The organism is Annamia dubia NIES-4383 (assembly GCF_055394725.1).
On record NZ_AP025631.1, the window covers coordinates 1 to 23589 of the forward strand.

Consider the following 23589-nt stretch of genomic DNA (forward strand, 5'->3'; position numbering starts at 1 on the left):
TTCGTACCATTACTCCCGAAATGATAAAACCTTGGCTGTGAGGCAGTTTTGACACGATTGCTACGGAGATGGTAGAATGAACTGACTTGTGTTGATGATGATAAAATTTGATGGCGCAACTAGCTCGATCGATCACAATCTTAATTCCCGATTTCCCCTTAAATGGTTATCAATTAACAGTCGAAGCGGAAGAAATTATCCTGTTTACCCATCGTCAAATTGGCGAAATTATAGGCAAAACCAAATCAACTGCCGGAACATTTTTTCGTCATCAAACTGATTTACCTACCCCCATTAAAGCCGTCATTCCTGAGCGCAAAGGTGCAATCGCCTTAACCCCTTTAGCTTCGGCCATGGTATATTGGCAACATGAAGCACAAAAAGGTAATCAATTAGCCCTAAAATTAATTAAGAATATTAATAATGAACCTATTACTAAGTTTGAAATAATCAAAGCAGAAGAAAAAGAATTAACAGTTACCCATCCAACGATTAGTAATCAAAATTATGATTTAAAATTAATTAGTGAGGGCATTGAAATAGCCTCGAAATGGATGGTAGAAGCCGGAGTCGAACCCACAGCGATCGCGCATTGGAAATTAACTCAGTTGGGGCTACAAATACCCGAATTAAATAGTTTAATAACCTCCGCCCAAGAGGTGATCGCCAACCATACCCCTTCACCCCAAGGCTTGATCGTCTCTCAGTTAGCTACGAAAATTAGTCAACAAATGGCGCAAAAAATTACCAGTGCTAAAATTAATCAGGCACTCCATGACTTAGAATATCAAGACTGGGCCAAAGTTGGAGTTAATCGAGAGAGGAAATTAACCGAGCAAGGAAAACAGTATGGCATCGCCATTTTAACCACCAGTAAAGAAGGATGGCAAGGAGCGCAACTGAGGTGGCGTGAGGAAATTATCCCAATTTTAGTGGATTATTTTAGGCAGAGGGAGTAGAAAACAGAAGATCTATTTTCCCGATTTTTTATTTGACTTGTACAAATTATACAAGTCAAAAATTTTTGAGGGGGATTTTAGTTAAGTAAGTTTAAGTATGGCAAAAAAATCGTTCTGATGATTTAATCTAAAAATAAGTTTTAGGAGTAAAATATGTGAAAATTGATAGACATGGCAAAGCCAAGATCCTCACCCCAGAAGAAATAAACCTTTTATTCAATCAAGGGTTAACCAACGAGCGCGATCGAGCCTTATTTGGAGTTTGCTTATACTGTGCTTGTCGCATTAATGAAGCCTGTACCTTACGACTGAGCGATGTTTACCGTAGAAAAGGAGATATTCGAGAGGAGATTATCTTCCGCAAATGTAATACCAAAGGAAAACTAGCCACTCGTTGTATTCCGGTGATTGAGGAGTTGAGACAATTATTAATCAACTGGTATCCTAATCCAAAAGGCTGGTTTGTTTTCCCCTCCCGTTATAAAACAGGGCATATTAGTCCCGATAGTGCCGGACGCATCTTAAGACAAGCCTGTGCTAAAATAGGCATCGAAGGAGTAAGCACCCATAGTTTTAGACGTACCGCCCTAACAATGATGAGTAATAGTGGCATCCCCCTGCGCGTAATACAGGAAGTGAGCGGACACCGTAATCTGGACATACTACAAACCTATTTAGAGGTATCGCCCTCACAAGTTAGAGGGGCAGTCTCAAGCCTGAGTATGTTCTCCCATGGCGATAAACTAGCGTTTCCCGACTTGGAATCCACTGAAGCTCCCTCCCTGACTGATTTACTTTTTTAGGCTCGATCGCGCCACCAAAGGCGATCGCTCCTCTAATGGTATATGATAGGAAAAAGTTTTAGAGGATTTTTTTTTTGAGATGATTACAGGTGATTTAAAATCAAAGGTTGATAAACTTTGGACTACTTTCTGGAATAATGGGATTAGCAATCCTTTATCGGTAATTGAACAAATTTCTTATTTATTATTTATTAAGCGTTTAGATGACTTGGAAATCAAAAAGGAAAAGTTAGCTAATCGGACTAAAAAACCGCTTGAAAATCCTTTTTTTTCGCCGGAAACTCAATCCTGTCGTTGGTCAAAGTTTAAGCATTTTAACTCGGAAGATATGTTAAAAACGGTCAGGGATGAGGCTTTTCCTTTAATTAAAAGTTTAGGTAAAAGTCAAGAAACGGCCTATTCTCGCCACATGAAAGATGCTGTTTTTATGATTACTTCTCCTTCTTTATTGGAAAGTGTGGTAACTCAAATTGATCAGATCCCGATGGAAGACAGGGATACCAAGGGGGATCTCTATCAGTATATGTTATCAAAGTTAACCACCGCCGGAACTAATGGTCAGTTTAGAACTCCCCGTCATATTATTAAAATGATGGTGGAATTAATGAAGCCTTCTCCCCATGATCTTGTCTGTGATCCTGCCTGTGGCACGGCGGGTTTTTTAGTGGCAGTGGCTGAATATTTACAAAGAGAAAAAGATGAAAATGGTTATGTTTTAAATGTGCCTGAAAATCGCAAACATTTTAATGAAAATATGTTTCATGGGTTCGATTTTGATGCCACCATGTTACGCATTGGGAGCATGAATTTAATGTTACATGGTATCGAAAATCCCCACATTGAAGCCCGTGATTCTTTATCCCAAGACCATAGTGGGGTGGAGGAAAAGTTTACTTTAATTTTAGCTAATCCCCCTTTTAAGGGTTCAATTGATGCCCAAACTATTGCTTCTGATTTAAAGAAAATTGTTAATACTTCTAAGACTGAATTGTTATTTTTAGCTCTGTTTTTAAGGTTATTAAAAACGGGGGGCAGAGGGGCGGTAATTGTGCCGGATGGTGTTTTATTTGGTTCTTCTAAGGCTCATCAAACTGTTAGAAAGGTGTTAGTAGAAAATCATAAGTTAGATGGGGTTATTTCTATGCCGTCTGGGGTATTTAAGCCCTATGCAGGGGTATCTACGGCGATTTTAATGTTTACGAAAACGGGGGTAGGGGGTACGGAAAAAGTCTGGTTTTATAATATGGAAAATGATGGTTTTTCCCTTGATGATAAGCGTCAAGAAATAGATGATAATGATATTCCTGATCTTATTAAACAGTGGCATGATTACAATAATCTATTATCGGGCAATAGTAACCAGTTAAGTTTATTTAATCAGCGTAAGGGTAAATGTTTTTTAGTTTCTAAGGATGAAATTAAAAATAATAGTTATGATTTATCTATTAATCGTTATAAGGAGGTGGAATATGAGGAGGTGGAATATGAAGCACCCAAGGTTATTATTAATAATTTAAAGGTGTTAGAGTCTGAGATTAATCAGGATTTACAGTTATTAGAGAATTTGTTAAGATAAATTATGAATCAAATTTATTTAATTTATTTAGATGTTTGTTGTTTAAATCGTCCTTTTGATGATTGGAGTTATGACCGAAATCCTTTAGAAAGGGATCAAATATCGTAATTTATTAACAGTAATTTTAGAAAATCCTGTTACTTGGTTAATTAATATTCTTAAATGGAGGTTTTTTTGTGATGATTAGTTTATTAGAATCTGCTATTAATCAAGTTAAATCTTTACCTGAATGTGAACAGGAAAGAATTGCTTTATTAATTATTAAAGAGGTTTCTCAAGAACAACTACCGAGAAAAAAAGGGGTTTTATCTAAGTTAAAAGAGATAAAAATTCAAGCTCCTGAAGATTTTGCTCAAAATATTGACATCTATTTGAATGGAGAGAAATAAATGGGTTTAAATCGCATATTTGTAGATACTTCTTATATTATTGCTTTGATTAATGAAAGGGATGATTATCATAATCGAGCGCTAGATTTAGCCGATGTTTATGATGGTTATCCTTTGGTTATTTCTGAGCCTATTTTATTAGAAATTGGTAACGCTCTTTGTCGTAATTATAAGGAGGAATCTTCTCAAGTTATTGAAAATTTTATGACTGCTGATGATGTTGATTTAATTCCTTTAACATCGGATTTGTTTAAAAGGGGTTTTGATTTATATAGGCAATATAAGGATAAGGATTGGGGATTAGTTGATTGTATTTCTTTTATCATTATGAGAGATCATAATATTAATGATGTACTGACTTTTGATCGTCATTTCTCTCAAGCAGGTTTTAATCTATTATTACCGATTTAATTTCTTTTTTATTCTTTAATTTTTATTTATTTTATTTTTTGATTATGATTTTACCTAAAGGTTGGCAATTAGTAAAATGTCAAGATGTTATAGATGTTCGTGATGGTACACATGATACACCTAAATATGTTAATTCTGGTTATCCGTTAATAACATCAAAAAATTTAAAAGATGGTGAAATTGATTTTTCAAATATTTCTTATATATCAGAAAAAGACTATCAAGAAATAAATAAAAGATCACAAGTTGATAAAGGTGATATTTTATTGGCAATGATAGGAACTATTGGCAATCCTATTATTGTTAATATAGTGCCTAATTTTGCTATTAAAAATGTTGCATTATTTAAGTTTAAAAATAGCTCTGTTAATTCAAAATATTTTAAATATTTACTTGATACACCTTTCATAAAAAAACAGTTAGAAATAGAAACAAGAGGCGGAACTCAAAAATTTGTTTCTCTAAAGGTTTTAAGAAACTTAAAAATCCCTCTCCCACCCTTAAAAGAACAAATAAGAATCGCTCAAATATTAGATAAAGCAGACGAAATTAGACAGAAAAGAAAACAAGCTATTAATCTTACTGAAGAACTCTTAAAATCAACTTTTTTAGAGATGTTTGGCGATCCTTTACAAAAAGGAGATAATAAAATAGAACTTTCTCAAGTTGCTGAAATTATTATGGGTCAATCTCCTGCGGGTTCTTCTTATAATAACAATGGAATAGGAACACCGTTATTAAACGGTCCCGCAGAATTTGGAGAAAATCATCCTCAAGAAAAACAATGGACAAATAAACCTACTAGAATATGTCAATCAGGAGATATTCTTTTTTGTGTTAGAGGAGCAACTGCTGGACGTTTAAATTGGGCTGATAAACCTTATTGTATTGGGAGAGGATTAGCCGCTATAAGACCTCTTTCTAAGACTAAAATTAATAATGAATTTCTTTATGTTTTACTTGAACAATTATATCAATATTTTCAAGATAGAGGAGTAGGAAGTACATTTATAAATATAAGTAAAAAAGAAATTGAAAGTTTATTAATCCCTGTAGTAAATGAAGAAAAATCTAGTCAATTCAAAAAAACAGCTAATCAGATAAAAAAATTAAAATATAATTATCAAACTTTTTTACAAGAATCTGAAAACTTATTTAATAGCCTATTACAAAAAGCATTTAAAGGGGAATTATAAAAAGATGGAAAAAGTAATAAAAAAAATTAACAAAAAACAACAAAAAAGCGACTTTCATTATTGGCAACAACAACCATTAGAAAAACGCTTAGAAGCCTTAGAAGAAATCCGTCAACAATACCATCAATATAAATACAATGCTCAACCAAGATTTCAAAGAATTTATACAATTATTAAACCATAATCAAGTCAAATATTTAATAATTGGCGGTTATGCCGTAGCAGTACATGGACATCCACGCTATACTAAAGATATTGACATTAAAAGATAGAAATGAGTGCGCAAAATGCTCAAAAATTAATTCAAACTTTAACAGATTTTGGCTTTGGTAGTTTAGACTTAAAAGCTGAAGATTTCCAAACACCAGACCAAATTATTCAATTAGGTTATCCTCCTAGTAGAATAGACTTAATTACCACTCCTGACGGTATAGATTTTAATACTTGTTATCACAGTAAAATTGAGGTAATTATTGATAAAATTCCTGTTTATTTTATTGACTTAGAAAATCTGAGAAAAAATAAAAAAGCATCGGGAAGATTGCAAGATTTAGCAGATTTAGAAAACTTACAAGATTAATGAAAGAAAATTTATTTAATAGCCTATTACAAAAAGCATTTAAAGGGGAATTATAAGAAGATGAAAAAAGATTTATTTTCATTCTACTTTTGACATCTTATTTTACAATTGATATAATTAAGAAAAAAGAGGTTAAAAATATGAATCTAAACCAATTAAATCAAAAAATCCGTTATGTTACCAATGAAAAAGGAAAAACCACCGATGTTTTAATCCCCTTAGAAACATGGGAAAATATCCTTAACTTTTTACCTTTAGAAACAGAAAAAGAAGACAATAAACAAGCAATTTTAGAGGATTTAAAACAAAGTCTTTTAGATGGAAAAGAAGGCAAAACCTTTCCTCTGGAAGAACTTTGGCAAGGGATAGATAATTAAAAATATGGTAAAAATTAAATTTACAGAACCCTTTAAAAAAAGATTAAAAAATTTGGCAAAAAATTACCGCCAAATTAAACAAGATATAGAGCCAATTATTCAAGAATTACAAACAGGTAATTTTATTGGCTCTCAAGTAAAAGGAGTAAAAGCCACCGTCTTTAAAGTTAGGGCAAAAAATAGCGATATACCCACCGGAAAAAGTGGCGGTTATCGTCTTATTTATCAACTTATTTCTCCTACTGAAATTTTAATGTTAGTTATTTATGCAAAATCAGAACAAACTAATATTAGTTCACAGGAAATAGAAACATTAATTAATCAAACTTTTGATACATAACTATTAATTAATCAGCCAAACTATGACTAATTTTTATTTTTTAAAACAACCCTTTCCCCAATTATTTAACTACGCTACTCAAGCAGAAAATTTAATCTTTACCGATGCCCGTGCCAGTTGTTTTTATAGTCGTTTAACTTTAGAACAGGCGGTGATTTGGTTATATGAAAATGAACCCTATTTAAAGTTACCAAATGATAACAATTTAGGTTCTTTAATTTATGAACAAACTTTCCAAGATAATCTTAAACCGGAGTTATTTCCGAAAGTAAGATTAATTCATAAAATTGGTAATCGTGCCGTACATGATACCCAAGAAATTGAAACCAAAGAGGCTTTATTTTTAGTTAAAGAATTAGCTCATTTTCTCTATTGGTTGGTGCGTTTTTATAGTCCAAATGGGAAAGAAATTAATAATTTTAAGTTTGATGAGAGTTTGATTTTATCCCCTTCTACCCCCATAAAACAGGTTGAAACAAAAGAACTTCAGGCTTTAGAAACTAAATTAAATCAAACGGAAAAATTAAAACAACTAGCAGAAATTAAGGCACAACAAACTGAAACAGAACTAATCAAAATTAAAGAAGAATTAGCATTAATTAAAGAAACTAATTTAAAAGTAGTTGATAGCCATGACTATACGGAAGCCGAAACCCGTCAATATTTAATAGATGAATTATTAAAAGAAGTGGGTTGGTATCTAACAGAAAAAGAAGCGAAAGAATACCCCGTGATAGGTATGCCCACCCCCACCGGAAAAGGAAAAATAGATTATGTTTTATGGGGGAAAAATGGCTTACCTTTAGCAGTTATTGAAGCTAAAAAAACTATGATAGATCCTCGCCAAGGGAAACATCAAGCTAAACTTTATGCCGACTGTTTAGAACAACAATTTAACCAACGTCCTTTAATCTTTTATACTAATGGCTATGAGATTTATTTTTGGGATGATACTAACTACCCTCCCCGTCAAATACATACCTTTTTCAAAGAAATAGAATTAACCAGAATTATTGAGCGCCGTCATAATCAAAAACCCTTATATTCAACCTTAATTAATCAGGAAATAGTTAACCGTAGTTATCAAATAGAAGCAATCAAACGCCTGTGTGAAGACTTAGAAAATAAACGGCGAAAAGGTTTATTAGTCATGGCTACAGGCACAGGAAAAACTAGAACTATTATTGCTTTAGTTGATTTATTAATCAAGACTAATACGATCAAAACTGTTTTATTTTTGGCCGATAGAAATGCCCTGATTCAACAAGCAAAAAGAGCTTTTAATCGTCATTTACCATATAGTAATATAGTTAATTTACAAGAAAGCACTCCCCAAGAGGCAAGTTTAGCGAATATAGTATTATCAACCTATCCCACTTTAATTAATAGAATAGATACAATTTCTGCTAATCAAAAATTATTTTCAGCCGGACATTTTGACTTAATTATTGTTGATGAGGCTCACCGTTCTATCTATCAAAAATATCGTCATCTTTTTGTTTATTTTGATAGTCTATTAATTGGCTTAACTGCTACTCCTAGAACGGAAGTTGATAGAGATACTTATAAGTTATTTGAATTACCTGCGCAAGTACCGACTTTTGCTTATGAATTAGCTGATGCGATTAAAGAAAATTATTTAGTACCTCCTTTCGGGATTAAAGTACCTTTTAAATTTATGAATAAGGGGATTAAATATCATGAATTATCACCCCAAGAACAACAGGAATATGAGGATAAATTCAGGGATGAGGAAACGGGAGAAATGCCCTTAAGTGTTGATGCTACTGCTTTAAATGATTGGTTACTTAATATTAATACCGTTGACCAAGCTTTACAAATTTTAATGGAACAAGGCTTAAAAATTGAGGGAGGTGATAGATTAGGTAAAACAATTATTTTCGCTAAAAATCATCAACACGCTCAATTTATTGTGGAAAGATTTGATGCAAATTACCCCCATTTTAAGGGTAATTTTTGCCAAGTTATTGATAGTCATGACCCCTACGCTCAAAGTCTGTTAGATCAGTTTTCTGACCCCAAAAAAGAACTAATGATTGCGGTTTCAGTGGATATGTTAGACACGGGGGTAGATGTGCCAGAAATTGTAAACCTTGTGTTTTTTAAACCCGTTTATTCACGGGTAAAATTCAATCAAATGATTGGGCGGGGTACTCGTTTATGTCCTCATTTATTTGGCTTTGATCACCATAAACAAGAGTTTTATGTGTTTGATTTATGTAGCAATTTTGAATATTTTGCTCAAACAATACCGGAAAAAACTACTAAATTACCGGAAAGTTTAAGCACCCGTTTAACTAAATTTAGATTAGAATTAAGTCAAAAATTACCTTTAGAAAATCCCCTCAAACAAGACTTATTAAATAAGTTACATCAACAGATAGCAACCTTAGAAAAAAATAACTTTTTAATTCGTCCCCATTTAGCCACAATTGAAGAATTTAGTGAGCGCAAAAGATGGGAAAATTTAAACCCTGAAGATGTGAAAATGATTGAGGAAAAATTAGCCTCCCTCCCCCATACTTTACCTGCTGAAACTAGAGAAGCCAAAGAATTTGATTTATTATGTTTAAAAATTCAATTGGCGATATTAAAACCTACCAAAAGTTTAGTAAAATTAAGGGATCAAGTGCGAGATTTAGGTGCTAATTTAGAAACGAAAAAAAATATTCCGATGGTGAAACAAGAATTAATTTTAATTGAGGAAATTCAAACGGAACAATGGTGGGAAAATGTGACGATTGAGTTGGTTGAAACCATGAGAATTAAACTGAGAAATTTAATGCAGTTAATTGATAAAGAACAACAAAAATTAATTATAACGGACTTTGAAGATACTTTAGGAGAGTTAGAAGCAACCGAGGTTAAGATTAATACGACTGGCTTTTCTCCCTATCAATATCGTAAAAAGGTAGAGGCTTATATTCAGGCTAATCAAGACCATCTTGCTATTCATAAATTAAAAAGAAATATTGCTTTAACTAATAGTGATTTAGAGGAGTTAGAAAGGATGTTATTTGAGAGTGAAATAGTGGAAACTAAACAACAATTTGAAACAGTTTTCGGGCAAAAAATGAACCTGAAAAAGTTTATTCGGGAATTAGTGGGATTAGACAGAAATACCGCTAAAAAAGCCTTTAGTAAATATTTAGAAACCACGAAATTTAAGGCCAATCAAATTCGTTTTGTGGAAAATATTATTGATTATTTAACTCAAAATGGGGTGATGGGTATAGAGTTATTATATGAACCTCCTTTTACTGATTTTCATACCAGTGGTTTGGATGGTGTCTTTAATGATGAGGAAGCTAATGATTTAATTGAAATTATTGAATCTTTTAACCAAAGTCTGAGCGCTTAGAGCAATTCTCAATCAACTTGTTCAATTTGAACAAGTTGATTTTTTTTAAGTTTGATCGAGCCTTATCTTGAGCTAAGAGAAGTTACCATTTTTTATAAGGTAAAAATTTACCGCACATGGTAATCTTAACTCGATCTCCCTTAGGATCTTCCACTTTATCCACTTCAAGGGAAAAATCAATCGCACTCATAATTCCATCCCCAAATTTTTCTTGAATGACGCTTTTGAGGGGCATTCCATAGACTTGCATAATTTCATAGAAACGATAAATTAAAGGATCCGTGGGGATGGGGGGTTCAAGAGAGCCTTTTAACGGCGGTATCGTCAATTCTTCGGCCATTTCTTCAGGTAGCCCTAACATGGCGATGATTTTTTGGGCTGAGGCTTGATCCGCACTGGCTTGACGGTAAATGACTGAAGCGATCCATGTTTCATCTGCTCCTACAGCCTTTTCTAAGTCTTCAAAGGTTAAACCTTTTGCTTTTTTTGCGGCTAAAAGTGTTTTGGTAATTTCTGAGATGGCCATAATTTTGATTTTTTGGTTAAGAATATTTGCTCTTGATTATAAAGGAAAAATTTGAATTGTTTAAACAAAACAGGTCAAATTTTTGCTCAATCTTAGATTAAAATTAAAGATTAATAATCATTGGCGAGGTCAAACGATGTTTATAATTGATGATATTATCGGTGCATTAGTTGGTAAAGCCGTTGATCTAGTGATAGATCAACTAGATCATAATGAGACTCGCTTACGCATTTTAAACAAATTTGGCTTAAAACCGAATGAACCTCCTAATGATTTTGAAGGGGTTTATGTTTATACTTTAATTGAATATGGATTAGGTAAACCTGAAGTTATTTTAAAGTTATTTAAAGAGGAAAAAATTAAATCTGCTTTTAGTTCTGCTTTTAGTAATAATAAAGCTTCTAATTTTTTTCAAGAATTAGATGATTTTATTGAAGGTTTTGCTCTTGGTTATGAAATAAAAGAGCAAAATATTGACTATCAAAGAGAAGTAAGAGAGTTTGCTTCTTTATTTATTGAAATTGCGAAAAGAGCAAGAACTCCTACAGAAATTTTACAGGAACATAAGTTAGATAATTTACAAATTAGTTTAAATAAAGTTAGAGAACAATTACAAACTTTACCTAGTTTAGAAGCTATTACTAATAATCTTAATCAATTAATAGCAAGTTATCAACAATTATTACCACCTGTTATTATAAAAAGAGAAACAGATTTATTAAAAAATCTCAAACAATGGTTTAATACTTTAGGATATAAGTTTGAATCTTATGAAGTATTAGAAGCTGAATATTTTGAATTAATTATTAATATTCCGGCTAGACGTGGTTATGATAGAATTTTTATTAGGGGAGTGGAAGGAGAAGCAACTATTAATGATGTCAAAATAGTTGTTAATAATGTCGAAATTAATAAAACTGATGAAGGTTGGATCGTTTCACCTCGGAGAATTAGTAAAATTGCCCGTCAAGAAATAGAGAAATATAACAATATTTTTGGTTATACTTTTGACCAATTATTAGATGATGTAGCGGATTTTTCTGGTTATATAAATTGGTTAGAAAATGAAGTAAAAAGCCGAAATATTGATACTAATTATGTACCTTTAGCTTGTACAAAAGCCGAAATAGATTATCAAACTCAACAAAAATTAGGTGTTAGTCACTATGGAGAAGAAGACGGTTATATTGAGGGTTATATTGAGCAATGGTTACATGATCCTGCTAAGGAACATATCTCTATTTTAGGGGAATTTGGTACAGGAAAAACATGGTTTGCTTTTCATTATGCTTGGTTAACTTTACAAAAGTATCAAGAAGCGAAACAAAAAGGTTTAGAAAGACCTCGTTTACCTTTAGTAATTCCCTTAAGAGATTATGCTAAAGCTGTTAGTGTGGAGTCATTATTTTCTGAGTTCTTCTTCCGCAAACATGAAATTAAATTAACGGGCTATTCTGCTTTTGAACAGTTAAATAGAATGGGTAAATTTATCTTAATCTTTGATGGTTTTGATGAGATGGCCGCCCGTGTTAATAAACAGGAAATGATTAATAATTTCTGGGAATTAGCTAAAGTCGCCGGAACACAAGGCACAAAAGTAATTTTAACCTGTCGCACTGAGCATTTTCCCGATGCTATAGAAGGCAGAAGATTACTCAATGCTGAGTTAAAAGCATCTACCCAAAATTTAACCGGATTGCCCCCACAATTTGAAGTATTAGAGTTAGAAAAGTTTAATAATGAACAAATTGAAAAGGTACTTTCTTTTAAAGCAAATCCCGAAACAATTAAGAAAATAATGGACAATGAGGAGTTATTAGATTTAGCTTCTCGTCCAGTAATGATTAATTTAATTTTAGATGGTTTAGGACAAATTGAAGCGGGAAAACCGATAGATATTTCTCGCATTTATCTCTATGCTGTTTGTTATCAAATGGAAAAAAATATTAAGGAAGAACGCACTTTTACTTGTTTAGAAGATAAGTTATATTTCTTATGTGAGTTGGCTTGGGAAATGTTATCAACTGATAAAATGAGTTTAAATTATCGAGAATTTCCTGAAAGAATTAGACAGTATTTTAAAGAAGAAGTTAAGGAGCAAAAAGACTTAGACCATTGGCATTATGATATGATGGGACAAACGATGTTAATTCGTAATTCTGAGGGTGACTATTACCCTGCCCATCGCTCATTATTGGAGTTTTTTGTAGCCTTTAAGTTTGCTGTTGAATTAGATATTATAGATTCATCTTTTATTAAGATTAAAAATGATTTTCAAGAAAATATAGAGTTATCAAGATTTAAAAATAATCTTAATTTAGTAGAAACTTTTGGTAAAATACCTTTAACAAAAGCGGTAATTGATTTAATCTTACCGATGATAGAAAAAACTGAAGAAACAAAAGAAAAATTATTAGATATTGTTTATTTAACAAGAGGAAAAACTTTAGAGGAAGTTGGTTATCTTGGGGGGAATGCTGTTAATTTGTTATTAAAATTTGCTCCTTATGTTTTAGAAGGAACTGATTTAAGTAATACTGTAATTATAGGTATAGATTTTAGTGAAATATTGTTACATAATACTAACTTTACAGGTGCTAATTTAACTAATTCAATTTTTGCTCAAACTCTTGGAAGAATTTTATCTTTAGCCTTTAGTTATAATGGTAATTTAATAGCCACAGGTGATGATTTTGGTGTTATTAATATCTTTTCCACTATTAACAAACAAAAACTTTACACTTTGAAAGAACATACGTCACATATTAATTTTCTTAGCTTTCATCCAAATAAATTAATATTAGCTAGTGCTGGTCAAGATGGTAAAGTTTGTATATGGAATATCGAAGATTCTGAAGTTTTTGAAGATTTGATTTTACAAGAAGATGATAATGCTATTAAATCAGTTAGATTTAGCCCTGATGGAGAAATTATAGCTATTGGTGGTTCTAATCAAAGTATTAAGTTTTATAATATTGTTAAGAATAAATATCTAAATAGTTTACAAGAAGATAATGGTTGGATTCGTTCATTTGCTTTTAGTTCTGATGGAAAAGTTTTGGCAAGTAGTAGCACGGATAATACTATTAAATTGTGGGAAATTTTAACAAGTAAATGTTTATTTATATTGAATGAACATTTAAGTACAATAGAGTCCCTAGAGTTTAGTCCTAATGGGAAACTTTTAGCTAGTGGTAGTGCAGATAAAACAATTAAATTATGGTATATTCAAGATTACAATAACATTCAATGTTTAACAACGTTAACTGGACATACTCATGAGGTATGTTTAGTTGCTTTTAATTCTGATGGTACAATTTTAGCTAGTGGCAGTGCGGATAAAACAATAAAATTATGGGATATTCATGATCACAATAATATTCAATGTTTAACAACATTGACTGAACATACCAGTTGGGTTCATGTAGTAGCTTTTAGTCCAGACGGGAAATTTTTAGCTAGTGGTAGTGCAGATAAAACAATAAAATTATGGGATATTAGTAATATTAATTCAGTTGATAAGACATCTCTATAATATAATAGAAATAAAAAAATTAAGCTATCATCAACAAAGATTTTAAGGAGAAATAGCCAAAATGAGTAATTATACTTGGCAATATATTCAAGATCACAAACAAGCAACTAAAAGATTATTGGGAATTAATTATGAACAATTAGAACTGCTAATTGCACATCTTTTAATCTTGGAGAAACAAGCAAAAGAAGAATCCGAAAAACAAAAAACTAGAATTATCAATTCAGGGGGTGGTAGAGAGAGTAAACTTTCAAAAGAAAACCAGATTATTTTGACTTTAATTTATTTAAGACATCATCTGAGTTTTCAACTATTAGGTATCGTCTTTCAAGTAAGTGAATCAACAGCCAATAATTTGTTTGATTATTGGCAAAAAATTATGAGAGAAGCTTTGCCATGCTCTTTACTAGAACAAGTAAAAAAGTCCCCAGAAAAAATAGAAGAAATGTTGGAAAAATTGAAGGAAAATGAATTATTAGTAGATAGTGAAGAACAGCCAAGAGAAAGACCTTTAGACTATGAAGAACAGAAAAAATGTTATAGTGGAAAAAAATGTGAACATACTTTTAAAAATCAATTAATTAGTCTTCCAAAAGGCCGAGATATTGTGGATGTAGTGGCGGGAAAACCAGGGCCTTCAAGTGATATTAACATCTGTCGTCAAAATCTTAATAAGTTTGGGATAGATCAAAGGTTTAAAGGGGATAAAGCTTATGTGGGAGAGCCACAAATTATTACCCCAAAGAAAAAACCGAAAAAAGGAGTATTAACTCAGGAAGAAAAAGAAGAAAATAAAAAGATTTCATCGGTAAGAATATTTATAGAACATTTAATTAGAATCATAAAAATATGGCGAGTAGCAAGAGAAAGATTTAGATTAAGAAAAGATAAATATCAGTCAGTATTTTTAACAGTTTGTGGGTTAGTGAGATTAAGAATTGAGAGTTTAGTTTTAGAAATAGTAAAATCATCGTCATCAAGTGAAGTAATTGATGTTTTAATCAGTCATACTTTTGGGAGGAAATTAGATTTAGAGGAAATTTTGACGTGAAATTAACTTTACAGCGATTGATTGCTGAGTGCTGATTAAAGATGAAACTGTTACCATATAAGCTTTATCAGTTATTGGAGATGTCTATTGTATCACTACTTGGCAGGGGAAAGATAATCCTATCTATTCTATAGATTTTGATCCTAGTGGTAAACTATTAGCAAGTGGAGGAGCAGATAAGTTTGTTAGAATATGGGATATTAATAAGAGTAAATGTATAGCTAATCTTTTAGGACATACTGAACGAATACAATCAGTAACTTTTAGTCCAAATGGCGAAATTTTAGCTAGTGGCAGTTGGGATTATAATATAACATTATGGCAAAGACTTAAATCAATATGTTTAGGAACTTTAAAAGGACATACAAATCAAATTTATTCTGTGGCTTTCAGTTCTGATGAAAAATTCTTAGCTAGTGGTGGAGATGATGGTCAGTTAAAACTTTGGAATCTCAAAAACAATGAATGTTTAAATACTTGGCAATTAGATCATAATATATATTCAGTTGTTTTTAGTCCAGATGGTAAAAAATTAGCTATTGCAGGAGCAAATTTTGAAGTTAGTTTGTGGAATATAGAAACTGGCAAAATATCAGCCAAATTGAAAGGACATGAAAGAAAAACACATATAGTTGTATTTAGTCCCAAAGGTAATATTTTAGCAAGTCTTGGTGGTGATCGAAAAATCTGTCTTTGGGATACTGTTACTTATAAACTTTTAGCAACTATCTCAGAAGTTTCTATGATCCGAGTTTACTCAATTGCTTTTAGTCCAGATGGTAATTTAATAGCTAGTCCGGGTGATAATAATACAATTCTTTTGTGGGATATTAGTGAAGTTAATCAACCAAAATTATTTAAAACTCTACAGGGACATAGTAACTGTGTTTATTGTGTAGATTTTAATAATAATGGTTCAATTCTTGCTAGTGGTAGTGCCGATGAAACTATCAGAATTTGGAATATAAATACAGGCGAATGTATCAAAATTCTCGAAAATCCAAAATTTTATGAAGACATGAATATTACGGGAGTTAAGGGTTTAACTGATGCTGAAATTACTACTTTAAAGGCATTAGGCGCTGTAGATCATAGTTAAAAATCCCTTGAGCGATCGCGCCGGACTCCCCCATCGAATCTACTATAAAGGTATTAAACCTTTATAGTTTAATATTATCTGCTATAATGCCAATCAAAACTAGATAAAAAAAGTATAAAGGTATAATACCTTTAAGGGATATGATTATAACGGTATTTAATTTTAAAGGGGGAGTGGGCAAGAGTACCACAGTGGCCAACCTTGGGGCTAGTTTAGCCACGAACAAGCGTCCCGTTTTACTCCTTGATCTTGACCCCCAACGCACTCTCAGTTTTGCGACGGGTACGGAGGGGAAAAGTCCCACCGTTCTTGATTTATTGAAGGGGGAAAAGGTTGCCCCCGTGCCAACTTCTCGCCCTCACTTGTCCATCTTTCCGGCTCATTTTGATTTATTAAATTTCCCCGTGACCGATGGTTTAATCGGAACATCCCTTAAAGGTATTAAGGGTTATGAGGTTATTTTGATAGATTGCCCTCCGGCGATTAATGCTACTTCAGTGGAAGCAATTTTATCCAGTGATTTATTAATTATGCCGATCATGTCAGAACCTGCGGTGTTAAAAGGCTTGGCAGAGGCGATCGAGTTAATTCGAGAAGAAAAACCCTCTTTACCCATCAAAGTGTTACGGGGTCGTTATCGCCCTCGTTTAGTCTTAACGAGGGAAGCGGATCAGTTATTAACCAAAGGAGCAGAAGAATTAAACTTTGAACTGCTTAAGACTACCATCCCAGACAATATAGCGATCGCCGAGGCGGTATCGTCTCAAGTTTCGGTGTTAGAATATGCCCCTTCTAGTGTGGGGGCAAAAGCCTTTAAAAAATTAGCCAAGGAGATGATCAATGGGTAGACTAAAACAGAGTACCTTACGGGAAAGTTCCGGTATTACAAGCCAAAAAGCCACCACTCAAGAGGATTTAACCAATATTAATGTTAAAATTCCTAAACAGGCCAAACAATGGTTAACCACTCAAGCCCAACAAATTAGGGATAATAACAGTAATCCTGTACCCCCCAATGAACGAGTTTACCCTCAACATTTAATTCAAACGGCGATCGAGCTACTTTGCACCTCTGAAGTTGATTGGGGCAAAGTCAAGAATTTACAAGACTTACGGAAACAATTAAACCTTTAATACCTTAATAGGATTAAGGTATAATTTCCTTTCATTTCCTCATTTTGACTTGTGGTTTTTAGACAAGTCAACTTTGAGGCTCGATGGCTTAATTAAAATTGAGCCATAAAGTCATAAAATCCCAATTCAACTAATTTCTCAACTAAGGGCAGATTGATCTTTTCAAGTGCCAAAAAGCTCTCACTGATTAAATCTAATGGGAATTGAGCTAAAGACATAAATCTATCTTGACAGTGCGCGATCGCTTTAAATATTTTCCAGATTTCAGAAAAAGATACAGCCGGAGCAGACAAGGGGTTATTATTTTCAGATCTATTATTAGGATCCGTTGTCTCCAGATTAATACACCCACTATGAGTGCTATTGACAACGGGCTGATTCATCTTAGTGGAGACAATGGTTTTATGATTAATATCTATATTATTAGGATCCGTTGTCTCCATTTTAAAATCTCTCTCAAGATCTAATGAGAGCCAATAATTAAAAATCTCCGCTCGGTTAATCTCAGGGTAGTTATTTTCAGGTAGATAGTACCGAGTTTTTATTTTTTTGCCTGTGACTGTATCTTTTTCTTGAGTAGTTAGGGTTTTGTCATTTTTGAAAGTATAACCAAGGCGATCGCAAAATTGATTGAGTGCTTTAATGGGATTAGGATCAATCTTAAAGCCAAAAATTTGATTAATTTGATTAGGAATATAACCTTGACTAAGTTTCTGATGCCACTCGATTAAATCATCATGGCATAATGGTTTATTCGCTGTAATTTTCTCAAAAATACCGAATTTTTCTAACAGCCATATTTTTAAACTAATGAGATATTTATTAGCATCCGGTTCAAAAATATCTTTGTTATCATCTTGTAAATTTTCTAATTTTGCTTTTTCTCTTTTTGGTAAATATTCTTTACCCATACTTAAATAATATTCTAGCTGTAATTTTGAGTATAAACCATCATCATCATAGCCTATTAAATAAGGTGTAACTTCTGTATTATATCGTTGACTCAGTTCATATTTTCTAAGCTCTTTATTCTCTCTCTCAGTACGTTTATGAGATTTTTTAATTGTTTCAGCTTCTTTGTGTGTTAAATCATTACTATTAGAAACATCTTCACAATATTGAGAATAATGTTCCTCTTGATCTTTTGTCAATTCCTCCTTAATTGCTTTACTAACATCAGATTTTAATTGATCACATTCTATGGTTTGATAACCTTCTTTTGCTAATTTATCAATAATTTCATCTCGGTAATTATAGAAACCTTGATTAATAACTACCCCTCTTTTGGCATAAGCTAAAAGTTCTTTTGATAATAAATACTCGTCATTTTCATCTATTAAACTAATATCATCTATTCCTAACTGTTGTAAACGGGTAAAATTAGCTTTAAATTCTGCATGAGTAGATGCTAATAAAGCTTTAACATTAGTAGCACCATTACCCACTTTTAAAGAAGGTAAGCCTTGCTTATTTACCCATATATAACGGGGTATATCATCTCGCACTCTTTCTAAAGTTTGACACACACTATCTACACTTTGAATACCCCAACCAATAAAAAATACACTATCAAAATGATTTTTAAGATCAATACTAACTCCCGTTTCGATGGTAGGAGAAGCCAAAACTAGATCATAATAAGGCAAAGTTTCGTTCAAATTTTCCATAATACCATAGGCTTCATGATTAGGATCCGCCACCGTTTCCGCATCTATTCTTAATATTTTCTTATCGGGAAAATTAGTTAATATCTTATTAATTTCTTTTTGCAAAGCCTTTTCTATGACTTGCGTTCCCCATTTACTATTTGGTTTTTGTCCTGATAAATGAATCATCAACTTTTTACCTTCTTTTAGTTGAGTTGTTATTTCTTGATAGAGAGCAGTTGGAGATGAGCCACCATAAACAAATAAATTTCGTTTATTTTCTCTTTTGTAAGTATTTTTTATGACAAAAGGTTGCTTATTATAGCCGGAAATTTCTTTGATATAATCAATAGAAATAGAACTTAAATCAGCATCAGAAAGATATATTTTACCGCCTGTTTCTATTACTAATTGTAATAATTGTCTTAAAGTTTTAAGAATTTTTACCCGTTCATTTTTACAAGTAGAACTATTTAAAACGTGCCATAAAATTTGTTCTATTTCATCTAAAAAGACTATAGCACCTTGCCATTGTTTAGGATTAAAACGGGCTTGGCTGTCTGGGTGTAGGCTGTCAATACATAGCCCCATGCCAAAAATGCTAGTTTCAGACTTATGCCAAGTATCCACATAATCAATGCCAAAACGGTTACACAAAGCCCTTCCTAGCTGTATTCTGTGAGTAAGAATTAAGACAGGTTGCCCGATGTGAGAAGCTTCTTTGGCAATATTAGCTAGAAACTCAGTTTTTCCTGTAGCCTTATCTGATTTTATAGCAATAATTTGACTATTAGAATTAATGCCAAGATTCTTATTAATTAATTCTTTTTTACCATTAACAATTATTTCATCACAAAGTTTTTCATGATTAACAATAACTGGATTATATTTATCTAAACTTAAATTAATTGAGTTTTGCCAATAATCTAAGTTTTTTCTATTATTAAATATCTCATCTAAAGCCTTTTTACCATGAGTAAAAATAACATCATCAATCCCTTTTTCTGGGTAAAGCCACGACATTACAGAAACATTACAACCTTTATATTGTAATAGTTGACCTGTAACAGCTATGGCTTTATTAACATTAATAATTGTCTCTTTTTTAGTATCATTATCATAGCAAAAAATAAACTCACGTCCTTTAGTTGCTAATATTTCTAACTCAGGCTTTAATTGTCTCTTAATAACTTTGTCTGTTACTTCATCTTTAATAGTTATTTGTCCATTCCAGACCCCACTTAAACCAATAGCTACATAGCCATTAGATAATAAAGAGGCTGTCTTTTTAGCACCTTCTGTAATGACAATAGGTATCTCAGGGTGATTAATTAACCATTGCCAAAAATTAATATTTTTCTGGTCTAACCACTCACCAAAAGTTAAGCCACTGTTAAGATAATCACTTTCATAAATAGGAGAGAAATGTGAGATTAATTTACTGGCAATATTTTTAGTTAAAGATAACTTAAATATAGGACTAGGGGTGTCTGGTGCGTGTTCATATTTAATCGGTTTTAATCTGAACTCAACTTTGTTAAATACCCCATGATATTTAGTTTGTAGAAGTTTAAATAGTTCATTTTGATAACAGGGTTCTAAGGTAGTATTTGTTATTTTAATGGTGATTATTTTTTGATTAGGATAAGCTTCTTTAATAGCATTAGCTAAGAATGGACTAATACTAATTTCTTGATTTTTGAAGGAATAACCATCAAATTTAATTGATTTAATTGAACAGCGAGGGGTATCGGGCTTAAAACAAATAAGCTCATCACCACTGATCACACCCCAACCACCTTGATCTAAATGGTTATAGCGTCGGGCTACCCAAGAGCGAGGGCTACCATTTTGACAATAATATTTGTCAGTTTGGGGTAACAATAAATTCATGGGGGTATCTTCGCCCATTGTGCCATCAAGACTAATAAAATTAGCGTCAATAATCTCCGGTGCGATCTCACTAGCTCTTAGTTCCTCAAAATGTTGGGGAAAAATCTTTTTACTTTCAACAGTGTTGATGCTAAAAGTATGTTTTTTTTGCGTAACTTCTTTACAAACTACCGTTCCTTGTTCTACAATCATATTATTACAATCATGCGTTTTACGCACTTCCTCCTTATGACAATAAATGATGAATTTGGAGGCTCAAACCCAGTGGATTGTCTTGCCCGACATACTGGGTTATTTAATTGCCTGTTTTTACTTTATCAAATTTTTGAGAAAAGAAATTGATTCTTCTCAAATTTGAATTATAAATGACGTTGTTTTTGGTTCGATTCGGCAAAGTCATTAGTTAGTAATGATTTTGCCGGATCATAACCAAATTCCATCGTTAATTTTTATGACAATGACAACCTTTTCAAGATTTGAGGTCATAGTTAAAGCGATCGAAGGCGATCGCAATTGGTGGCACTGCGCGATCGCAGTTGGTTACTTGTTTAAATCAGGCAATTTTTTCTTATCAACTTTTATGGAGTCGGCATACTTCTTAATAAAATCTTCTAAAACGTCATTTATCAATTCATTTACACTTCTATCCATAGCGGCGGCGATAAGTCTTAATTGCGCCCGATTTTCTTCTTTTATATAAAGTGTGATTCTGGGAAGGTTTGAAGGCATAAGTAAATATATCAATGTTACATATATCTACATTATGACAGTCATTTGTCATTCCCTTGACTTTTTACTTGACAAGGTAACATTACCTTGTTACTATTGAGTGTATGTTAACTTTAACGTAAAATCAAGTAATGGTGAACGTAAAGCTTAACGTAAACCTTAACGGACTGAAGAATGATGAAAACTATCAATCTACATAGTTTGTGTAGGGATGGGATTCAAGAATTTGATAGATGCGAGTTACAGAGCATCGTGGGAGTTTCTAATAGGGGAGTCTGGAGAAAATGGCTCATAGCAGTTGGTTACAACCCCGATGATTTAAAACGCAAATATCAATGGTCGGATGTTCCTATCCTGATCGCCCTAAAACTATTCTTGAATAGCAAAAAGGGAAGGCACAAACACACTTACCTCGACTTTTATGAGTTGAGAGAAGAAAACGCTCTCAATCCTGATTTATTAAACACAGCCAAAAAATTAACAGAGGAATTAAAACATGACTACTACAACCAAAACAACCGCCTCGCATCGTGAGGAACTGTTAAACAATACCCCTAAAGCCCGTAATGGTCACAAAACCCGTAGTGAAGCTGTGGGAAGCCATACTGCTAACCAACAGACTAACAAGATTAAAGAAAATGCGATCGCCACTGCAAGGGCTATGGCCAAACTTGAGGCTTTAGAAACCATTAACGAATTTAACCGGATTAAGGCTTCTGGAGAGTATTTTGATTATTTGAGTGAAGCCCTTGAAATGAATGGCATGGCAACTCTGAATATTTTAGAGGCACGGATTGAGGAGTTACAGGCATTTGAAGGGGTAACGCTCCCTTTGCTGACTGCCTCGCCCTCGCCTTCACATTCTCCCGAAGAACTCAATTAATTCTTTGGAGATGGAGATCGAAACCTAAAACAAGATGGAAACCATTACCTGAAGGGGGATTTATCTCCTCAAGGCTAGATTGGTTTCCTTCCTTAAATAACAATTCAAAATAATTTTAGCATCATGGACAACAAAGATAAATATTTTCAGATTGATGATGACGACGTAAAGATTACTTATGAACGTCGCAAAAGTAGCTCTACCGATGAGATTCACGGGTTTAATCCGGTTATCATCTTTACCATAATTATTATTAGTTTATTCTGTGCCGTGACTATTGGTAATCAATCTAATAATAATAATCAACAAACACCAGTAATAATTAACAATAATTAGGAGAAATTATGGCACTTTCAAGATTTAATAAAACAGCAATTAATGGTGATAATTCTATTAACTTAGATGCTTGGCATTCACCCACCGGAGGCTTCAGTGCTACTGATGCTGGAAACATTCAATTTCAGAATGTAAAAGGGATCAGAAAAGAGGGTTTTGAACTCGCCACTGATGAAGTAGTTGAACAGGAAAATCAAGCAAAAGCCACCTTTAAAAAACAGTCAGCAAATGGGCGTAAAATTCTTCAAACCCGTACAGAAGTTGCCAAGGAAACTATTAAGAATAACGAGGCACTTACTGAACATATTAAAGCAGTTGCCGATGTGGAAGTTAGTAACCAGAAATTAAAGGGAACTATCAATAAACATTTACAAGGTACGAGGGTACAACTGGCCAGAATAAAAGCAGATGGCCAAGGTTATATTGAAGATGCAAATAGTAAAGTAAATGCTATTTTTTCCGCATCTAAAGAGTCAATCAAAGAATCTCTCTTTTAAAGAGCGAGTTAACCATCAATGACTATTACTTATTATTAGTTATTGGTGGTTAGTTACTAACATTAATTAATGGAGGAAGCCTTTTAATTATCAATTATCAATTATCAATTATTGAAGGGCTTATTTTTATGAGAAAATTTATCTTATTATCACTTGCTACTGCCCTATTATCAGGCTTGATTAGTGAATTTAGTTTGATTGATGTTCGTTCCCAACTGGTTGCTTTGTTACTCTATCTTATCACTAA

At 32.7% G+C, this 23589-nt stretch carries 22 protein-coding genes; 20 read left to right on the plus strand and 2 right to left on the minus strand.

Annotation, left to right across the window (positions count from 1 at the left end):
* Window positions 1-110 precede the first annotated feature (110 nt).
* From Anndu_RS17380 to Anndu_RS17430, 11 genes are all read left to right on the plus strand, one after another.
* Complete coding sequence (locus tag Anndu_RS17380; protein WP_464104162.1) at window positions 111-959, plus strand: hypothetical protein; 849 nt, start codon at window positions 111-113, stop codon at window positions 957-959.
* A 155-nt stretch (window positions 960-1114) separates the two neighbouring features.
* Window positions 1115-1762, plus strand: a complete 648-nt coding sequence (locus tag Anndu_RS17385; protein WP_464104163.1) for a tyrosine-type recombinase/integrase — start codon at window positions 1115-1117, stop codon at window positions 1760-1762.
* Window positions 1763-1841: 79 nt separating this feature from the next.
* Window positions 1842-3338, plus strand: coding sequence for a type I restriction-modification system subunit M (locus Anndu_RS17390; RefSeq protein WP_464104164.1), 1497 nt, complete (start codon window positions 1842-1844; stop codon window positions 3336-3338).
* A 179-nt stretch (window positions 3339-3517) separates the two neighbouring features.
* Entirely contained in the window at window positions 3518-3727 is a 210-nt protein-coding gene (locus Anndu_RS17395; protein ID WP_464104165.1) for a hypothetical protein, read from the plus strand.
* Window positions 3728-4138, plus strand: coding sequence for a type II toxin-antitoxin system VapC family toxin (locus tag Anndu_RS17400; RefSeq protein WP_464104166.1), 411 nt, complete (start codon window positions 3728-3730; stop codon window positions 4136-4138).
* Between the two features lie 44 nt (window positions 4139-4182).
* Window positions 4183-5334, plus strand: coding sequence for a restriction endonuclease subunit S (locus tag Anndu_RS17405; protein ID WP_464104167.1), 1152 nt, complete (start codon window positions 4183-4185; stop codon window positions 5332-5334).
* 4 nt (window positions 5335-5338) lie between these two features.
* On the plus strand, window positions 5339-5518 hold the full coding sequence (locus Anndu_RS17410; protein ID WP_464104168.1) for a hypothetical protein: 180 nt from the start codon (window positions 5339-5341) through the stop codon (window positions 5516-5518).
* Window positions 5519-5608: 90 nt separating this feature from the next.
* Window positions 5609-5914, plus strand: a complete 306-nt coding sequence (locus Anndu_RS17415; RefSeq protein WP_464104169.1) for a hypothetical protein — start codon at window positions 5609-5611, stop codon at window positions 5912-5914.
* A 140-nt stretch (window positions 5915-6054) separates the two neighbouring features.
* Window positions 6055-6291: a hypothetical protein gene (locus Anndu_RS17420; RefSeq protein WP_464104170.1), complete on the plus strand. Its 237-nt coding sequence runs from the start codon at window positions 6055-6057 to the stop codon at window positions 6289-6291.
* A 4-nt stretch (window positions 6292-6295) separates the two neighbouring features.
* Window positions 6296-6631, plus strand: coding sequence for a type II toxin-antitoxin system RelE family toxin (locus Anndu_RS17425; RefSeq protein ID WP_464104171.1), 336 nt, complete (start codon window positions 6296-6298; stop codon window positions 6629-6631).
* Between the two features lie 22 nt (window positions 6632-6653).
* The gene (locus tag Anndu_RS17430) at window positions 6654-10013 is read left to right on the plus strand and encodes a DEAD/DEAH box helicase family protein (RefSeq protein ID WP_464104172.1); all 3360 of its coding nucleotides are present in this window, start codon (window positions 6654-6656) and stop codon (window positions 10011-10013) included.
* An 82-nt stretch (window positions 10014-10095) separates the two neighbouring features.
* Here Anndu_RS17430 and cynS read toward each other — a convergent pair whose 3' ends face one another.
* A complete protein-coding gene (gene cynS / locus Anndu_RS17435; RefSeq protein WP_464104173.1) occupies window positions 10096-10539 on the minus strand; it encodes a cyanase in 444 nt (147 codons plus the stop codon).
* Window positions 10540-10621: 82 nt separating this feature from the next.
* Between cynS and Anndu_RS17440 the strand changes: the two genes are divergently transcribed.
* From Anndu_RS17440 to Anndu_RS17460, 5 genes are all read left to right on the plus strand, one after another.
* A complete protein-coding gene (locus Anndu_RS17440) occupies window positions 10622-14074 on the plus strand; it encodes a WD40 domain-containing protein (RefSeq protein WP_464104174.1) in 3453 nt (1150 codons plus the stop codon).
* Between the two features lie 61 nt (window positions 14075-14135).
* Window positions 14136-15125, plus strand: a complete 990-nt coding sequence (locus Anndu_RS17445) for a transposase (RefSeq protein WP_464104175.1) — start codon at window positions 14136-14138, stop codon at window positions 15123-15125.
* A 91-nt stretch (window positions 15126-15216) separates the two neighbouring features.
* A complete protein-coding gene (locus tag Anndu_RS17450; protein ID WP_464104176.1) occupies window positions 15217-16224 on the plus strand; it encodes a WD40 repeat domain-containing protein in 1008 nt (335 codons plus the stop codon).
* A gap of 140 nt (window positions 16225-16364) precedes the next feature.
* Window positions 16365-17072, plus strand: coding sequence for a ParA family protein (locus tag Anndu_RS17455; RefSeq protein WP_464104149.1), 708 nt, complete (start codon window positions 16365-16367; stop codon window positions 17070-17072).
* Window positions 17065-17358, plus strand: a complete 294-nt coding sequence (locus tag Anndu_RS17460) for a hypothetical protein (RefSeq protein WP_464104150.1) — start codon at window positions 17065-17067, stop codon at window positions 17356-17358. Before Anndu_RS17455 ends, Anndu_RS17460 begins: the two co-directional genes overlap by 8 nt.
* Window positions 17359-17450: 92 nt before the next feature.
* Here the strand turns inward: Anndu_RS17460 and Anndu_RS17465 are convergent, their stop codons facing one another.
* Window positions 17451-21089 carry a plasmid replication protein, CyRepA1 family gene (locus tag Anndu_RS17465; protein ID WP_464104151.1) on the minus strand — a complete coding sequence of 1213 codons (3639 nt, stop codon included), beginning with the start codon at window positions 21087-21089 and terminating at the stop codon, window positions 17451-17453.
* A 265-nt stretch (window positions 21090-21354) separates the two neighbouring features.
* On the opposite strand from Anndu_RS17465, the gene Anndu_RS17470 reads away from it, so the two are divergent.
* The 4 genes from Anndu_RS17470 (at window position 21355) to Anndu_RS17485 (ending at window position 23342) form a co-directional block, all read left to right on the plus strand.
* Window positions 21355-21597 (plus strand): hypothetical protein, encoded by a 243-nt coding sequence (locus Anndu_RS17470; protein ID WP_464104152.1) that lies wholly within the window; start codon window positions 21355-21357, stop codon window positions 21595-21597.
* Between the two features lie 203 nt (window positions 21598-21800).
* Complete coding sequence (locus Anndu_RS17475; RefSeq protein ID WP_464104153.1) at window positions 21801-22160, plus strand: hypothetical protein; 360 nt, start codon at window positions 21801-21803, stop codon at window positions 22158-22160.
* Window positions 22123-22509, plus strand: a complete 387-nt coding sequence (locus Anndu_RS17480; RefSeq protein WP_464104154.1) for a hypothetical protein — start codon at window positions 22123-22125, stop codon at window positions 22507-22509. The genes Anndu_RS17475 and Anndu_RS17480 overlap by 38 nt, the downstream gene beginning before the upstream one ends.
* A gap of 344 nt (window positions 22510-22853) precedes the next feature.
* A complete protein-coding gene (locus Anndu_RS17485; RefSeq protein ID WP_464104155.1) occupies window positions 22854-23342 on the plus strand; it encodes a hypothetical protein in 489 nt (162 codons plus the stop codon).
* The last annotated feature ends 247 nt before the right edge of the window (window positions 23343-23589 follow it).

Excerpts from the sequence above, each read along its gene's own strand:
- Anndu_RS17455 (WP_464104149.1), top strand. The coding sequence starts at position 16,365 with ATGATTATAACGGTATTTAATTTTAAAGGGGGAGTGGGCAAGAGTACC.
- Anndu_RS17425 (WP_464104171.1), top strand. The coding sequence starts at position 6,296 with ATGGTAAAAATTAAATTTACAGAACCCTTTAAAAAAAGATTAAAAAAT.
- Anndu_RS17485 (WP_464104155.1), top strand. The coding sequence starts at position 22,854 with ATGGCACTTTCAAGATTTAATAAAACAGCAATTAATGGTGATAATTCT.
- Anndu_RS17430 (WP_464104172.1), top strand. The coding sequence starts at position 6,654 with ATGACTAATTTTTATTTTTTAAAACAACCCTTTCCCCAATTATTTAAC.
- Anndu_RS17415 (WP_464104169.1), top strand. The coding sequence starts at position 5,609 with ATGAGTGCGCAAAATGCTCAAAAATTAATTCAAACTTTAACAGATTTT.
- Anndu_RS17400 (WP_464104166.1), top strand. The coding sequence starts at position 3,728 with ATGGGTTTAAATCGCATATTTGTAGATACTTCTTATATTATTGCTTTG.
- cynS (WP_464104173.1), bottom strand. The coding sequence starts at position 10,539 with ATGGCCATCTCAGAAATTACCAAAACACTTTTAGCCGCAAAAAAAGCA.
- Anndu_RS17410 (WP_464104168.1), top strand. The coding sequence starts at position 5,339 with ATGGAAAAAGTAATAAAAAAAATTAACAAAAAACAACAAAAAAGCGAC.
- Anndu_RS17470 (WP_464104152.1), top strand. The coding sequence starts at position 21,355 with ATGACAACCTTTTCAAGATTTGAGGTCATAGTTAAAGCGATCGAAGGC.
- Anndu_RS17380 (WP_464104162.1), top strand. The coding sequence starts at position 111 with ATGGCGCAACTAGCTCGATCGATCACAATCTTAATTCCCGATTTCCCC.
- Anndu_RS17475 (WP_464104153.1), top strand. The coding sequence starts at position 21,801 with ATGATGAAAACTATCAATCTACATAGTTTGTGTAGGGATGGGATTCAA.
- Anndu_RS17420 (WP_464104170.1), top strand. The coding sequence starts at position 6,055 with ATGAATCTAAACCAATTAAATCAAAAAATCCGTTATGTTACCAATGAA.
- Anndu_RS17465 (WP_464104151.1), bottom strand. The coding sequence starts at position 21,089 with ATGATTGTAGAACAAGGAACGGTAGTTTGTAAAGAAGTTACGCAAAAA.
- Anndu_RS17405 (WP_464104167.1), top strand. The coding sequence starts at position 4,183 with ATGATTTTACCTAAAGGTTGGCAATTAGTAAAATGTCAAGATGTTATA.
- Anndu_RS17460 (WP_464104150.1), top strand. The coding sequence starts at position 17,065 with ATGGGTAGACTAAAACAGAGTACCTTACGGGAAAGTTCCGGTATTACA.
- Anndu_RS17395 (WP_464104165.1), top strand. The coding sequence starts at position 3,518 with ATGATTAGTTTATTAGAATCTGCTATTAATCAAGTTAAATCTTTACCT.
- Anndu_RS17390 (WP_464104164.1), top strand. The coding sequence starts at position 1,842 with ATGATTACAGGTGATTTAAAATCAAAGGTTGATAAACTTTGGACTACT.
- Anndu_RS17480 (WP_464104154.1), top strand. The coding sequence starts at position 22,123 with ATGACTACTACAACCAAAACAACCGCCTCGCATCGTGAGGAACTGTTA.
- Anndu_RS17445 (WP_464104175.1), top strand. The coding sequence starts at position 14,136 with ATGAGTAATTATACTTGGCAATATATTCAAGATCACAAACAAGCAACT.